This is a genomic window from Chitinophaga sp. G7 BAM 1005, from assembly GCF_057126945.1.
On record NZ_CP181478.1, the window covers coordinates 7,004,445 to 7,020,118 of the forward strand.

14 protein-coding genes are annotated in these 15,674 nt (G+C 45.6%); 5 read left to right on the forward strand and 9 right to left on the reverse strand.

Annotated features, from left to right (window positions below; translation table 11 throughout):
- Positions 1-77: 77 nt before the first annotated feature.
- The gene (gene polA / locus ACMXI2_RS28285; protein ID WP_483779234.1) at positions 78-2,891 is read right to left on the reverse strand and encodes a DNA polymerase I; all 2,814 of its coding nucleotides are present in this window, start codon (positions 2,889-2,891) and stop codon (positions 78-80) included.
- Between the two features lie 99 nt (positions 2,892-2,990).
- Here polA and ACMXI2_RS28290 point away from each other — a divergent pair, with 99 nt between their 5' ends.
- Complete coding sequence (locus tag ACMXI2_RS28290) at positions 2,991-3,320, forward strand: arsenate reductase family protein (RefSeq protein WP_483779236.1); 330 nt, start codon at positions 2,991-2,993, stop codon at positions 3,318-3,320.
- A 73-nt stretch (positions 3,321-3,393) separates the two neighbouring features.
- Here the strand turns inward: ACMXI2_RS28290 and ACMXI2_RS28295 are convergent, their stop codons facing one another.
- Positions 3,394-4,488: a glycosyltransferase gene (locus ACMXI2_RS28295; protein ID WP_483779237.1), complete on the reverse strand. Its 1,095-nt coding sequence runs from the start codon at positions 4,486-4,488 to the stop codon at positions 3,394-3,396.
- Between the two features lie 366 nt (positions 4,489-4,854).
- Here ACMXI2_RS28295 and ACMXI2_RS28300 point away from each other — a divergent pair, with 366 nt between their 5' ends.
- Complete coding sequence (locus tag ACMXI2_RS28300) at positions 4,855-5,103, forward strand: hypothetical protein (protein WP_079471515.1); 249 nt, start codon at positions 4,855-4,857, stop codon at positions 5,101-5,103.
- 119 nt (positions 5,104-5,222) lie between these two features.
- Entirely contained in the window at positions 5,223-6,362 is a 1,140-nt protein-coding gene (locus ACMXI2_RS28305; protein ID WP_483779238.1) for a formimidoylglutamase, read from the forward strand.
- Between the two features lie 45 nt (positions 6,363-6,407).
- Here the strand turns inward: ACMXI2_RS28305 and ACMXI2_RS28310 are convergent, their stop codons facing one another.
- From ACMXI2_RS28310 to ACMXI2_RS28340, 7 genes are all read right to left on the reverse strand, one after another.
- On the reverse strand, positions 6,408-6,809 hold the full coding sequence (locus ACMXI2_RS28310; RefSeq protein WP_483779239.1) for a lysozyme inhibitor LprI family protein: 402 nt from the start codon (positions 6,807-6,809) through the stop codon (positions 6,408-6,410).
- Between the two features lie 65 nt (positions 6,810-6,874).
- Positions 6,875-7,279 (reverse strand): lysozyme inhibitor LprI family protein, encoded by a 405-nt coding sequence (locus ACMXI2_RS28315; RefSeq protein WP_483779240.1) that lies wholly within the window; start codon positions 7,277-7,279, stop codon positions 6,875-6,877.
- 1 nt (position 7,280) lies between these two features.
- On the reverse strand, positions 7,281-8,087 hold the full coding sequence (locus ACMXI2_RS28320) for a class I SAM-dependent methyltransferase (RefSeq protein WP_483779241.1): 807 nt from the start codon (positions 8,085-8,087) through the stop codon (positions 7,281-7,283).
- Between the two features lie 116 nt (positions 8,088-8,203).
- Entirely contained in the window at positions 8,204-9,484 is a 1,281-nt protein-coding gene (locus tag ACMXI2_RS28325; protein WP_483779242.1) for a M16 family metallopeptidase, read from the reverse strand.
- A gap of 43 nt (positions 9,485-9,527) precedes the next feature.
- Complete coding sequence (locus ACMXI2_RS28330) at positions 9,528-10,766, reverse strand: M16 family metallopeptidase (protein WP_483779243.1); 1,239 nt, start codon at positions 10,764-10,766, stop codon at positions 9,528-9,530.
- Between the two features lie 69 nt (positions 10,767-10,835).
- The gene (locus ACMXI2_RS28335) at positions 10,836-11,753 is read right to left on the reverse strand and encodes a retropepsin-like aspartic protease (protein WP_483779244.1); all 918 of its coding nucleotides are present in this window, start codon (positions 11,751-11,753) and stop codon (positions 10,836-10,838) included.
- A gap of 13 nt (positions 11,754-11,766) precedes the next feature.
- Positions 11,767-12,996 carry an aspartyl protease family protein gene (locus tag ACMXI2_RS28340; protein ID WP_483779245.1) on the reverse strand — a complete coding sequence of 410 codons (1,230 nt, stop codon included), beginning with the start codon at positions 12,994-12,996 and terminating at the stop codon, positions 11,767-11,769.
- Positions 12,997-13,132: 136 nt separating this feature from the next.
- Here ACMXI2_RS28340 and mqnC point away from each other — a divergent pair, with 136 nt between their 5' ends.
- Positions 13,133-14,257, forward strand: a complete 1,125-nt coding sequence (gene mqnC / locus ACMXI2_RS28345) for a cyclic dehypoxanthinyl futalosine synthase (protein ID WP_079471524.1) — start codon at positions 13,133-13,135, stop codon at positions 14,255-14,257.
- Positions 14,258-15,041: 784 nt separating this feature from the next.
- Entirely contained in the window at positions 15,042-15,665 is a 624-nt protein-coding gene (locus ACMXI2_RS28350; protein ID WP_483779246.1) for a hypothetical protein, read from the forward strand.
- The last annotated feature ends 9 nt before the right edge of the window (positions 15,666-15,674 follow it).

Here is a 15,674-nt window from a genome sequence, read left to right on the forward strand (position 1 = left end):
TTTAACAACCCCGCCGGGGAAAATATTCCCACGGATCAGATGTTACCTGCTAAAAGCCAATTGCCACAGCCAAAATTTTAATGCGCTTCCAGCCAGTTATTACCGGTGCCCATTTCCGCTTCAACGGGAACCGACAACGGCAAGGCATTACGCATAAGATCTAATATCAGGGGTTTAATAATCTCCAGTTCAGAACGATGTGCATCAAAAACCAATTCATCATGTACCTGCAACAGCATGCGGGACTTGAGGTTTCGTTCTTTGAATGCTTTATGTATAGCGATCATCGCCAGTTTGATCATATCTGCAGCAGTGCCCTGAATAGGCATGTTAATGGCGTTCCTTTCGGCAAAGCCACGTACCACCGCGTTAGATGAGTTGATGTCCTTTAACCAGCGTTTACGACCCAGCAGGGTTTGAACATAGCCCTTTTCTGACGCAAATTTTATCTGGTCATCCATATATTTTTTGATAGATGGATACTGGGCAAAATAATTATCAATCAGCATTTTGGCCTCACTGCGGGGAATGCCCAGGTTCTCTGACAAACCAAAGGCGCTTACGCCGTAGATGATTCCAAAGTTTACACTCTTTGAATTGCGGCGCATATCGGACGTAACCTCTTCCAGGGGTACGTTATACACCTTCGCCGCAGTAGCAGCGTGGATATCTATTCCCTGCTGAAAGGCGGCCATCATTTCTTTGTCTTCACTGATGGCGGCAATAATGCGCAACTCGATCTGCGAATAATCGGCCGACAATAACACAAACTCCTCATTGCGCGGAATAAAGGCTTTCCTTATTTCGCGGCCCCTGTCTGTGCGGATAGGAATATTCTGAAGGTTGGGGTTATTGGAACTTAAACGACCGGTTACCGCCACCGCCTGATTATAGGAAGTGTGTATCCGGTTGGTGCGTTTATTCAGCAATAACGGCAACGAATCTACGTAGGTAGATTTCAGTTTACTCAGCTCCCTGAAAATGAGAATGTCCTCTACTATTTTATGTTTGTTGGAAAGCTTTTGCAGCACATCTTCACCGGTGGCATACTGGCCGGTACGTGTTTTCTTTGCTTTGGGGTCCAGCTGTAATTTTTCAAACAGCACTTCTCCCAGTTGCTTTGGCGAGGCCAGTTTGAAACGTACGCCTGCCTGTTCGTATACACTTTCTTCCGCCCGTTTAATTTCTATTTCCAGTTCTTTTGAATAGTCGGTCAGCGCCATTGTATCGAGGGCAATGCCTTCGTATTCCATGTCGGCCAGAACTTTCACCAGCGGGTTTTCAATATCGTAGAATACTTTGTCCACGGCCTTTTCAGGCAGCATCGACGCAAATTTTTCTTTCAGCTGCAATGTGATGTCGGCATCTTCCGCAGCATATTCTTTGATCTTTTCTATCTCCACATCCCGCATGCTGCCCTGTCCTTTTCCTTTTTTACCGATCAGCGATTCTATGGAAACAGGTTCATACTGGAGGTATTGGGCGCTCAGCACATCCATGCTCCTGCGGCCTTCCGGCTCAATCAGGTAATGGGCCAGCATAGTATCAAACAGGGCGGTGGTAATTTCCATACCGTACCATTTCAGGATCAGCATATCATACTTGATATTCTGACCGATGAGCACAATGGACGGGTGCTGGAACAGTGGTGTAAATTCATGAATGATGGCGCGGGCGGCGGTGTTATCTGCCGGCATGGGAATGTAGTATGCAGCGCCTTTTTTGAAGGAAAAACTCATGCCTACAATTTCCGCGTCGTTGGCATCGGTGCCGGTTGTTTCTGTATCAAAGGAAACCTCAGATTGTTGCAGCAATTGTTGAAGGAGAGCGGTTCTTTTTTCCAGCGTATCGATCACCTCGTATTCATGAGGGGTATTGTGAATATTTTTATCTGCCAGCAGGATGTTGCCGGTTTCCACTGTTTCTGTGGTTACGGTTACTTCTTCTGTAACAACAGTGCCGAAGAGATCTGTTTGTACCACCCGCGCTTTAGCCTCCACACTGGCGCTACCGGCAAAACCATCTCCCAGTATTCTTTTACCCAGTGTTTTAAATTCCAGCTCCATGAAAATGTCGGTGAGCTTTCCTTTATCACAATCTTTGATACAGAAATTTTCTTCATGGAAGGTAACCGGTACATCTGTGATGATAGTAGCCAGTTCTTTGGACAGCAGGGCATTTTCACGACCCGCTTTGATCTTCTCTCCCATTTTACCACCAATGGTATCGGCGTTATCCAGCACATTTTCGAGGGTGTGATATTGAGCCAGGAGTTTCATCGCCGTTTTTTCGCCGATGCCGGCAATACCGGGGATATTATCCACTGCATCACCCATGAGGCCGAGGATATCAATTACCTGGTGTACATCTTTGATCTGCCACTTTTCGCACACTTCCTTTGGCCCCATGATCTCTTCCTTGTTGCCCATGTATGGCGGCTTGTAGATAAAAATATTATCACGTACCAGTTGTCCGTAATCTTTATCCGGGGTTACCATATAAACGGTGTAGCCTGCATCAGCCGCCTGCCATGCCAGCGTACCGATTACATCATCCGCTTCATAGCCATCCAGTTCTACCACAGGGATATTGAACCCTTCAATGATCCGTTTGATGTCCGGTAAGGCATCCAGCAGATCCTCCGGTGCATCTTCACGATTAGCTTTATAATCAGTATAAGTGGTATGACGCTCGGTAGGCGCGTGCGTGTCAAAGGCAACGGCTATATGGGTAGGTTTTTCTTTATTGATGAGGTCCAGTAAAGTAGTGGTGAAACCAAACTGCGCATTGGTATTTCGACCCGCACTGGTGATGCGGGGATTCCTGATCAGGGCGTAATAAGCCCTGTAGATCAGCGCCATAGCGTCCAGTAAAAATAATTTCTTTTCCATTGCTAAACCTACAAGATTTAATTTGAATCTGCAAAATTAAGATAGTACTACCATATACGGTGAGGATGTAACTTTACAAATAAAAAAAAACAAAAAAGGATGAATAAAATTTATCATTTGTCGACCTGCGGAACCTGTAAGAAAATTCTGGAAGAAACGAAGGCAAAGGAGCGCGGATTTATTTTGCAGGATATCAAGAAGGACAAAATAACGCCGGAGCAGTTGGATGAAATGAAGGCGCTTTCCGGCAGTTATGAATCTTTATTCAGCCGCAGATCGCAGCAGTACCGGCCAATGGGATTACATGAAAAAAATTTAACGGAAGATGATTACCGTAGCCTGATATTACAGGAGTATTCATTTCTGAAGCGCCCGGTGGCTATTACGGGAGGAAAGATCTATACCGGTGCGGAGGTAAAAAATATTTAGCAGTCTTTTTTATGGATATGGAACAAAAAGGGGATGTCTGAATTTTTCAGACATCCCCTTTTTTTAAATAACCTCAGAGTGACTGTACAAACTGTTGTACTACCTGTTTGTACTGGTTCATATCCTGTTCATGGTGAAAAGACCGGAATGGGAAGCGGGATGCTTCGTCCAGCGCCGTTTTCAGATGAAAGCGTTCCTGGGGAAGGGAATAGAAGTACCCCTTCTCCATCAGGTATTCGCCCAGGTATACCTGCTCTGATTGTCCGGGTGTAGGGATAAGAATTGCTTTTTTATTCAGTTTGGCCAGGTCCATCAGGGTAGTATACCCGGAGCGGCTCAATACCATATCTGATGCCAGCATGGCATCGTTTAATTCGCTGGCGTTGAGGTGATTAATTTGCGTAACGCCCGGGGCTACCTGTTCGTGTTGCGGTGTGCCGGGCTTCCCGCTTACGATCAGTGCGGTGATGGACAAGGATTTAACCTGGTCCAGGATCAGCTTTTCCAGGTTGGAGCGCTGTGGCTCGGGTCCGGAGATCAGCACCAGCAGATCGTACTTTTTTTCCACGCCGGGTTTTGGTTCAAACCTGCTCAGGCAACCGATATAGGTGGTGTGGGCAGGCAATTGGCCGGGATGCGCCAGTTCGCCGGAAAGGTTGTTGCTGCCGGGGAAATCGGGAATCCAGCAGGCGCTGTATTTGTTAATAAAACGATAATTTATTTTTTGCAGGGTCCGCTCTATCCAACCGCCAAAAGGCGTTTTAATCAGGAGTTGATGGGTAATGAAAACAGTAGGAATATTTTTATGATATAAACCAAAGCGGTTGTCTGAAATAACTGCATTGATTTGATACTCAGCGACTATCTTCTTCAACCATCTCTGCTCATAGTTTACGGCACGGAAAATCTTGGGAATTTGCTGGATGATTTTCAGTCCGAAAAACTGCCCTTTTTGTGCATATTGAATGCGGTAGCCAGGGAGTGGAAGTATGGTCAGTTGTGGGAATTCCTGCTGTAACAGGGCCGCGTGTTTGCCTTCTGCTGCAATAAAAACCTGACAACCTGCGTTTAGCATTTCACGGATGAGCGGAATATCCCGGGTGGCGTGTCCAAGGCCCCAATCCAGGGGAACGATTAAAATTTTTCGGGACGCAATAATTGTGGACAAATATTTTAATATTTTTTACGAATTTAGCTTAAATTACAAAAGGGCATTGTTAAGAAAAGGTAAACACTTAAGGAAGGTATTCAAAAATAGCCAGTATATAATTAGCAGTATGAAAAGTATAAAATGGATCGTAGTCTTTTTTCTTTGCGGATGCCTGGTGATGGAAGGGTGTAAAGTTTTTAAGAAAAACGATTGCGGTTGTCCTACCATGAATAAAAAAAGAATGCACTAAATAAGACGATCTGTTTGATAGCAACGACGACTTTGACAACGACTGACGACTAAACAATTTTTGCCTTATCTTTTTGAACTATCCTTTGATACCTGGCCAAACAATATTTCGGGGAACAGTCAAATTTTTTATTCATGAAACCTGTAGATAGAGATTTATTAATCCTGCTACATGAAGATAGGTACACGGAACAGCAGATCCAATCTGCGGTGAGACAAATCAGCGAAATGCTTTCGTTGATTGAGACGATGGATTATCTCTGTGCAGTTATGGAAGTTATGGATTGTAACAAGAGCCGGATTACCAGCAAACGAACCGTGCTGGAAAAAGCAATTTCACGTAAGTCGCATAAGCCTTTCGAATTTATTATTCACAAGAACTAGTAGCCTTACCTCTACAAATTCCCGTTATAGTAGCTTTGACCTGCTGCTCTTATCTGCCTGGTTTTGCTTTTTTTTAAATTCTTGTTGTACGTTTGCCATCAAATAAACGCAATTTACTGATGGCAGATTTTTCGCATCTGCAGGATTTCCTACATCCTGTTTCAAAGGCATTTTTAAACGATGACCAGGAATACGATCCATTCCAGGTGGGTGGTGTAATTGACGCATACGAAGATGATCACCATCCGGATATAGACGCAGCAGATATTATTTTGCTGGGTGTAGGAGAAGAAAGAGGTGGAGACTCCGGCAAAACGGATACCCACGGTCCTGATGCTATTCGCCGCGAATTTTTCCGCTTGTACAACTGGCACCGCGATATCAAACTCGCGGATGTTGGTAACCTGCTGCCAGGCGCATTTCTCGCAGACGCCTATGCTGCCATGAAAACAGTTGTCGCAGAATTATTAACCGCCAATAAAACCGTGATCATCCTGGGCGGTTCGCACGATCTTACCTACCCGCAATATAAAGCCTATGCGTCGCAGCAATTAATTATTGAAGCCACTGTTGCCGATGCGCTGATCGACCTGAAAGAAGACTCCAGTATACGCAGCGAACGCTTTTTAATGGACATCCTCACAGAGCAACCCAACTACCTGCGTCATTACAATCATATCGGTTTCCAGAGTTATTTCGTACATCCGCGGATGTTAGAAACGCTGGATAAGCTCCGCTTCGACTGCTACCGTCTTGGCCGCATCCGTGAAAATATGGAAGAGGCCGAACCGGTGTTGCGCCACTCAGATTTATTTAGTCTTGATATCAATATTATCCGGCACACAGATGCGCCGGCCAACCAGCTTTCGCCCAATGGTTTCAGCGGTGAAGAAGCCTGCTCCCTGGCCAGGTACGCCGGTATGAGCAGCCGCCTCTCCTCTTTTGGTATTTACGGCTACCGGCCTGAAAAAGACAAAGAGCACCTGACCGCCCGGCAAATTTCCCAGATGATGTGGTATTTTATGGATGGACGCGCTGTGAAAAATAAAGAAGCCCGGCTGGACGACCGCGATGCTTTCTGGGAATTTCATATAGCCTTCTCCGATATAGAAACGGTTTTCCTGAAGAGCAAGAAAACAGGCCGCTGGTGGATGCAGCTACCCGACCGCGAATTTGTGCCGTGTGCGTATAACGACTACCTGATGGCCAGCAACAATGAAATGCCGGAGCGCTGGCTGCGTCACCAGGAAAGACTTTAATCGTTATTATCTCCGTACAATGAATATCATTGTACGGAGATAATATCAAATATTGAGAAGGGCAGTTAATCTCTCTTTGATGAATGCAGCCTTATTATCGGTGGAAATCATTTCATCATCCAATCCTTCCATTGTGCGTTTATGCATCTTCTCCACCCGCTCATCTATCCTCTTAAAGTATTCTTCTTTCTTTGTTTCCCATGCCAGCTGTTCTTCCTGCAGCTTTTGCTGCTGCCCGGTATTCAGGCTGGAATAGAGCTGCTGGAGGGTGGTATTCAGTAAACTGTCCAGCTGCTTATAGTAGGTAACTGCGCAGTTATACGTATTGTGGCTATCGCCAAGACATTGCTGGTAGCGGATTTCAAGTGTGTCCAGCGCGGTGTGTTGTGATTGTGAATACGCTTTCGAACACAGGAATACCGCAAGAAGGATGATCAGGTTTCGCATAGGTATTGTGTGATCGTCAAATATACAAAATATATTTAATAATATACTGATGTCAGTAATCCTTGTTATTGGTTGCCCAGTTTATCGCCGATAGAGCCGGTGCAAACATCTCCCTGTGGCAACCCGTTCAGCCAAACCCGCAGGGCTTCGGTACGCTGATTTGTGAGTTCGGTGAGGTAACCGGCCCGGCACATGGGAAATGCACTGCCATAGCTTTTGGCGGCAGCAGGGTACATCGCCTGTACCTGTGCATCACGGAATTGTATCCAGATCCGCTGCGCGTCTTTCAGGTTTTTAATGAATGCTTTGTTGGCGGCATAATCTTTCAGGATCAGCTTGTAGATATCATTCAGTTTCTTGTCGGCCTCTTTATATTCCTGACCGGCCTGTTTATTCATTTCTGACTGCGACTGTGAAAAGGCGGCTATGCTGCCTGTAACCAGTAAAAGAAATAGAAAAAGAGATTTCATGTTATAAAGGTTTGAAGAATTTAAAAGCATATACCATTGGCAGTTTTCCTTCCATTCCCCGGATATAATAACGGCCATCTTTTTCAATAGTGTTATTAAAACAGTTATAGGGAGAATAATCAAACTCCTGGAATACCCGGAGCTGCAATCCCTGTGCGGTTAATGAAGAAACAATATCACTCAGCGGATGATTCCAGGAATAGGAAGTATGCCGGATATCGCTGCCACCATCGGTGTAGGTTCCGGTTGTTTCTTCCACAATGGTTTGGGTGTTAAAATAGCTGTAGATGATCTCTTTAATGTTGTCGTCAAACATCCATATAACGGGATGAAAATCCGCCATTACGAATGAGCCGCCCGGCTTCAGAAAATGGTTTACTACAGCTGCCCATTTATCAAGGTCCGGTAGCCAGCCAATAGTACCGTAAGAGGTGAATACCGTGTCAAAAACACCTTCCAGGTGATTGGGCGCGCTATAGAGATCGCAGCAAACGAAGCGGGCTTTTTTCTCAAGACCGGATTGAACTGCGAGGTCATTTGCCATCGTAATGGCAGCATCGGAAAGGTCCACTCCTGTTACGGTGGCGCCCATCCTGGCAAGAGACAAGGTATCCTGCCCGAAGTGGCATTGCAGGTGAAGGATCTGTTTATCCTGTACCGTTTCAAGCAACCGTAATTCTATTTCTTTCAGGGAGTTTTTCCCATCAAGAAAGCCGGGCAGGTCGTAAAAGCCGGAGCCCACGTGAACGCCTGTACGCTTATTCCAGAGCTCTTTATTTGTTGAAAGATAATCAGGTAATGGTTCCATGAGCACAGTGTTTAAGGTACTTTGATTTCCGGTGGATTGGGATAATACAGGTTATCCAAAAATAAAAGGTTTCCGTTTAATGGAAACCTTTTATTTTTTTGTCAGCACATATCTTTTTAAATCACTACCAGTTCATAAAAATCGCCCGGCGTAAAGTACTGTTTCGCCAGCTGCTGCAATTCTTCAGCGGTAATGGTCTTGATGGTTTTGATGTTATTGTAGAAGTAGTTTTCATCCAGGTCGTTCAGGATGAGGTTTTTCCAGCGCTGGATCAGCTGGAAAGCGCCGTCCAGGTCGCCCAGGATGGAACCGATCATATAGTTGCGAACGAGGTCCAGTTCTTCTTTCGGAACAGGTTCATTCTGCAGGCGTAACAGCTCCTTGTAAATTTCATCGATGGTGGCTTCGCAAACATCGCGGCCAGCCTCCGTTTGGATGTTCAGCGCACTGGTTTGACGGAAGTTATACAACTGTGAATAAATGCCGTAGGTATAACCTTTTTCTTCCCGGATGTTACTCATCAGGCGGGAACCAAAGTAGCCGCCAAAAATGGTGTTTAACACCAGCATCTTTGGAAAGTCGGGATGGTAACGGTTGGGAAAATGACGGGCTACGCGCACGGCCCCCTGTACGCCATTTTCATCATTGAAGATCCTGAACTTTTTTTCTTCCGCCGGTTGTATTGGCAGGTCGAGTCTAACCAGGTGTGTATCCCCGTTCCATTGGGTGGTACCAAAATACTGGTTCAGCAACGGGATCATGTTGGCTGGCAGGTTGCCGGCTACAAAGATCTTACAGTTGTTGTAAGTATAATGCTTCTTATAAAACGCCTGCAATCCTTCGGGTTGGAGGGCATCATATGCCATCATGGAGCTTACGCGGCCATATGGATGGAATTCCCCGAACAGGTATTTATCGATAAAACGGTTCCCTACAAAATCGCATTTAAGGAGGTTTACCGCCAGTTTTTGTTTCTGGTTCTGCTTGTACAGGTTCAGTTCTTCTTCCGGGAATATAGGGTCCAGGATCACTTCCTGCAGCACCGGGAGGAGTACCTCTGTATGCTTGGTGAGGCAATGAAGCGTATAGGTGGCATTTTCATGGTACGCATTACGGTTCAGGTAAGCGCCGTAATAATCTATGTTTTCATTGATTTGCTGCGATGTATGTTTGCCGGTACCATTTTTCATGAGAAAGTTGGTGGCCGCGGCTTCCAGGCTTTCGCTTTCATACCAGCTGCCTGCAGGAAATACCAGCTCCAGCTGTAATGTTTCCTGTTCGTCAGATTTCATTACATATACCGGGATGCCATTGTCCAGGTTGAACCGTTCATATGGCTTAAGTTTTATATCGAAATCCACCGCATCTTTAATGGGAGGGGCAATAATTCTGTTCATCGTGAGTTATTTAAAGGGTGAGGGCCGAAAACAAGTCACTGCTTTAGTTGGCAGCGTAATAGTAAATGGTATTTGAATTCTTCTCATCAAAAAGGAGTTTCGCTTCCTCATGTATTTCTGCTGCGGTTACTACTTCATAATTTTCAAATTCGCGGTTCATCAGAGCAGCGTCGCCCAGCAGTTCATAAAAAGCCAGGTTATTGGCGCGGTTGAGCAGGCTCATGTCTTCAAAGGCCAGCAAACTTTCTACGCGGTTTTTTACTTTTTGCAGTTCTCTTTCTGAAATGACTTCCTCTTGCAGTTTTTCCAGTTCCTGCTGGATGGCTTTTTCTGCATCTTTCATCTTTACGCCTTTTACCAGCTTGCCTTCTATGGTGAGCAGGCCGGCATCGAGACTGCCAAAATGATAACACTCAATATTGCTGAATAGTTTCTTTTCTTTTACCAGCACCTGGTGTAAGCGGGAAGAGCTGCCGCCACCGAGGATGTCGGAGATCAGATCAGCTGCGTAGTAACGCTTATCGGTACGGGCGTACATGTGGTAGCATTTATACAAGGCATCCAGTGGTACATTGGCCTTTACTTCCAGTTTATGCGCGGCCGTTTGGGCGGGTTCAACCGGCAGGTTGCGATGATATTTTTCGCCGGAAGGAATATCGCCGAACCATTTTTCTGCGAGTGCTTTTACCTGGTCTACCGTAACGTTGCCGCCTACGGAAAGAATAGCATTTACCGGGCGGTAATACTTAAAGAAAAATGCTTTTACATCTTCCAGTTTAGCATTTTCAATATGTGATAATTCTTTACCGATGGTCATCCAGCGATAGGGGTGGGTAGTGTACGACAGCTCGCGCATTTTATGCCATACATCTCCATAAGGTTTATTGATATAATGTTCTTTAAATTCTTCTGATACTACTTTGCGTTGCACATCCAGGCTTTTTTCATCAAAGGCCAGGGAGAGCATGCGATCACTTTCCAGCCAGAAACCGGTTTCAATATTTTCTGCCGGGAGTTGAATGTAGTAGTTGGTCAGATCGCTGGTTGTGTAGGCGTTATTTTCGCCACCAGCCATTTGTAATGGTTCATCGTAAGAGGGAATATTGATGGATCCGCCAAACATCAGGTGTTCAAACAGGTGGGCAAAGCCGGTTTGTGCCGGATTTTCATCTCTCGCTCCCACATCATACAGTACATTTATTACCGCCATCGGCGTAGTATGGTCTTCGTGAACAATTACCCTCAGTCCGTTTGCCAGCGTAAACTTATTATAATGGATCATATCTTTTTATTGGTCAATATGGTAAAAATAGGGAATTACGGTAAGCTTTCAGCTCAAAGCAACAAAAAGCTACTCGAGGTACAGTTCCTTTTTATCGTAATTAATGGTGAGCGTGTAGTCTTTCCAGATATCGTAACCAATGGAGCCGGCTACTTCTGTGAATACGCCGAGGTCGTCGATATCCTTGCTGTAGCTTACCGGCACATTGGGGATGCTGCGGCCGCCTATTTCCAGTGAGGGCACCGAACTATTGATGTAGTACAATACTTTCAGCATATCCTGTACGCGGTCTGTATTGATGGTGGGGAGCAGGGTATTGAGTTTGTATTTATCCACATAGGGCCAGTTAAAAAGGATGCCATAGTCGCCGCCGGTGGTGATGTGATAATGGCCGGGTAACCGGCGGCCATCGGGCAGCTGGATGGATGCATCGATAACCGGTGTGCTGAAATTCAGCTGAAAATGCAGCAGCCGGCCGGTGTTGCCAACGGGCGTTTTCCCGGATTTATACAGTACGAGCTGTTTTGAGCGGTAGTCTATTTTTGCGATGTATAGCTTTAGCAAAGCGATTCCTATGATCCCATCTACCGGCCCCAGGCTGCTGAGGTTTTCCAGGTATACTTTCACATAAGGTAACCGGAGTTCTTTGAGATAGAGGGCATTTAGTGTAGCCAGTTCTGTTTTGGCCATTGCATTGTTTGTGCCGGTTAAGAAGGCATTCCCGGCATTTCTCAGCTGTAGTTTGGCGGCGGTGGCGATGTTCATCACGGTTACTTCTGCTCCGCTGTCAAAAATAAAATGAAGGGTATCTGAACTCCCGGAAACGGCAACAGGGATGATCACCTGCCGGTTTACCAGTTGGAAGGGAATGACGGCTACTGGTTTGCTATTGTCTGTTGCTGCTGCTGATGAGCCTCTGCGCTGGGCATGGGCAGGCATTAGGGCATAGCTGAATACGATGGTTACTGTCAATAAAAAGCGCCACATGACACAAATAACGTCAAAGAATACTTTTTATTGGCAATTTTTTAATGAGGAGTTCTTTATCCCGGCTTACCAGGCAGGTAGCCCTGGTGCCAATGTTTTTCAGTAATTCGCGGAACAGCGGGAGGTTTGGGCCCAGGTTATTGTTGATGCCCATGATAATATCGCCTGTCCGGAAGCCTGCTTTTTCTGCCGGCGATCCTTTGATGATATCGGTTACTTCCACCCTTCCGTTGATCAGGTAAATGATCAAGCCGGTGTAGGAATAATCGAACATATCACGGAAATGCGTGTTGGGCAGCATGTATATTTCCTTTTTGCCGTAGTTGAGTGTGATGTTGAAACGGCGGAGCAAATCGTTCCCTATCATTCCGCCAAGAAAAGGATAAGCGGTAACGTTACTTTTATCATCGAACACATAAGTGGGCACATTCCGGAAACTGTAGTTGCCGATACGGAATTCATTTACGGTGGTGAGCGACATGGTCATCTTTCCTCCGAGGCCCTGGGCTTCCGTTTGTATGATCTTTTTGGTGCGGCGTCTTTTGCCCTGTAATACGCTGCTGTCGTTTACAAACTGGGACGACAGCAACAGGCACATACCGGCGCCGGTATCGAAATAATAGCGGTTGGTGATGGTGCGTACGGAGTTCTTCAGGGGGGCTGATATCAGCGGAATCTGTGTAAGAGATGGTCGCAATAGTTGACCACCTTTGGGATAAGTATATCTTCCTTTGGAATAAATAATAATTTCTTCGGTATCATAATCTATTGTCACAATATACCGGCTCAGCAAGCTATAGCCAATGATGCCATCTATCTGTATGCCATACACCTGGCTGATCAGCTCATAGTCGTTGATGTGAAAGTCGAGGCTGTCGACCTTTAACCCCGGGAGCTTCAGGGAGTGACGCCGCGCAAAAGATACGGGCTTGGAGCTGCCAAGACCTTTAATGATCCGGTCTGATGGTTCCATGCTTATTCCCAGTCGCACGCAGGTGGAAGTATCCAGTGAAATGCCTGCACTGCCAGTATCGAGGATAAACTGCAGGGTATCAGGATAATTGCTGACCAATGCCTGGATCACTACTACTCCCCCATAGTATTGTTTGAAGTGGAAGCGCGTGAGCAGCATAGCTTCGCTTGTACTATCGTTGTCGAACGTGGCATTTCCGGCTTGGGTGCTCATCGGTGTACCGGCGGCTGCCAGCAGCAGCATAACGTGTAACAGAATTGGTCTAAGCATACTTGGTTGATGCAGGGGATGTGTATTGCTATAAATTTAACATTAAATAGTGTTCGTATAAAATATTTTTATTACAGGCGGTTAATTGCCTAAATACTACCTTTGTCAAAGTTATTCAGGGTTAGAAACATAGCATATGGAACTTCAGGATTTATACAAAAAGGCGCAGAACTTTGAGTTTCTGACAGCAGCAGAGGGCGTTTACCTGTTTGAAAATGCTCCACTGGCAGAATTGATGGAAATAGCCAATGAGTTACGTAAGCAGCAGGTTCCACATGGAAAGGTAACCTGGCAGATAGACAGAAACGTAAATACCACCAATGTATGCACGGCCAACTGCAAGTTTTGTAACTTTTACCGCATTCCCGGCCATAAAGAGGCTTATATTACGCCAATTGAAGAGTACAAAAAGAAGATCGAGGAAACCCTTAAGTATGGCGGCGACCAGCTGCTTTTACAGGGCGGACATCACCCCGAACTGGGCCTCAGCTTTTACGTAGATCTCTTCAGGGAACTGAAACAGTTATATCCTGCATTAAGATTACATACCCTCGGCCCCCCCGAAGTAGCACATATCACCAAACTGGAAAAAAGTACGCATATAGAAGTGCTCCGCGCCCTGCAGGAAGCGGGTATGGACAGCCTTCCGGGCGCGGGCGCTGAGATCCTGAACGATCGCGTACGCCGCCTCATCTCGAAGGGAAAATGCGGTGCGCAGGAGTGGCTGGATGTAATGCGTGCAGCGCACAAACTGAACATTGCCTCTTCAGCTACCATGATGTTTGGTCACGTGGAAACCGTGCTGGAACGTTTTGAACACCTGGTGGATATCCGGCAGGTACAAAGTGAAAAGCCGGAAGGGAATTATGGCTTTACTGCCTTTATCCCCTGGACATTCCAGGATGTGGATACCCTGTTGGCAAGGATCCGTGGCGTACACAACATGACCACCGCAGAAGAATATATCCGTATGATTGCCATGAGCCGCATCATGCTGCCGAATATTAAAAACATCCAGGCATCGTGGTTAACCGTGGGTAAACAGGTGGCGCAGCTTTGCCTGCACGCCGGCGCCAACGATTTTGGTTCTATCATGATCGAGGAAAATGTGGTAAGCGCCGCTGGAGCGCCACATCGTTTCACCTACCTGTCTATGCAGGAGGCGATCCGCGAGGCTGGTTTTGAACCACAGTTGCGCACACAATTATACAAATTCAGAGAACTGCCTGCCGCTATCGAAGAACAGGTGATTAACTATTGATAAATGCAGCGGAGGTTGTCTTACTCAGGATTACGCTGATTTTATTGATTAGCTTTTTGTGATTTGGGGAGATTGGTGAGGATAACAGGGGGTGAATAAAGATTGCTTAAAGATGGACTGTAAATTGCTTCATTTATACTTAGTATGTGCTTAGCATATACTAAATACATGCAGATAACCCGGAGGTGAGGTGGAGGTGACGTGGACTTGATGCCAGGATCGTTTACCATAGGGCTTTACAGACGAAAAAACATTGGGCGTTGCACACAATACTACCGTATAAGTGAAACAGTACGCTAATATACTGGTGAAAGTGAGTGAACGGCATTCAATAAATTCTTGCAATTGAACGCAGCTCATCTTTTTAAATTATTCAAGGAATAGCGATGGAGAAAGCCTCTTAAAGTCACTGAATTTTCCGGAAATCCCGCAAAAGGCTAAAAATATACCAATATTCCACAGAAAATCCCGGATACCGAATTAAAAAATCCGGCCAGTGCCCTCATCTCCCCAAACCCTTCTAAAAATCAAAATAAACTAATCAGCAAAATCAGCGTAATCCAGGGCAAGACAACCTCCGCTAAATTCTCCCCCAATCACAAAAAAGCTAATCAGCAAAATCAGCGTAATCCTGAGTAAGACAACCTCCGCTGTGCATAAACTATTCATTAGCAAATTATTAACAAGTCTCAAAGATTTGTTAAAACTATCGTGTACATGTTACAAATCGTCTTGTTCTGCGTCTAACAGATACAAACTAACTAATCAAACTAAAGGAGGGAGTATGAAAAAGCTGGGTCTTATCATGGCTGGATTTGCAATGATCGTCATGGCTGCCTGTTCAAGCACCAAAGTAACGTCTTCCTGGCGTTCCAATGATGCACAGCAACTGCAAAAGAACAACAAAATAATGGTAATGGCGCTGGTACCTCAGAGAGACCGTACCCTGCGCAGCCAGATGGAAAATTATACCGTATCGGAACTGAGAAGAAAGGGATATAATGCCGTGTCTGCACTTCAAACCTATGGCCCCAACGACATGGCTAAAATGACGGAAAAGCAGGTGTTGAAGCGATTACAGGGTAGTGATGTAAGCCAGATCATGACCATCGTAATGCTGGATAAAGGCAGGGAAAGAAACTTTGTTCCCAGTTATTCTCCTTACGGCTATTATGGTTTCTGGCCTTATTACTCTATGTGGTCATCCAGGATGTATGCCCCCAGATACTATACTTACAATACCAAGTATCAATGGGAAGGTAACCTGTATGATATGAAGAGCGGACAAATGCTGTACTCTGTACAGTCACAGTCTTTCGACCCGCCAACAACGGAAAGAATGGCCGTATTATACGCGCAACAGGTAGTAAAAGATATGGCTAAACAACAGTTGTTAGCAAAACAGTAAACGGTAATA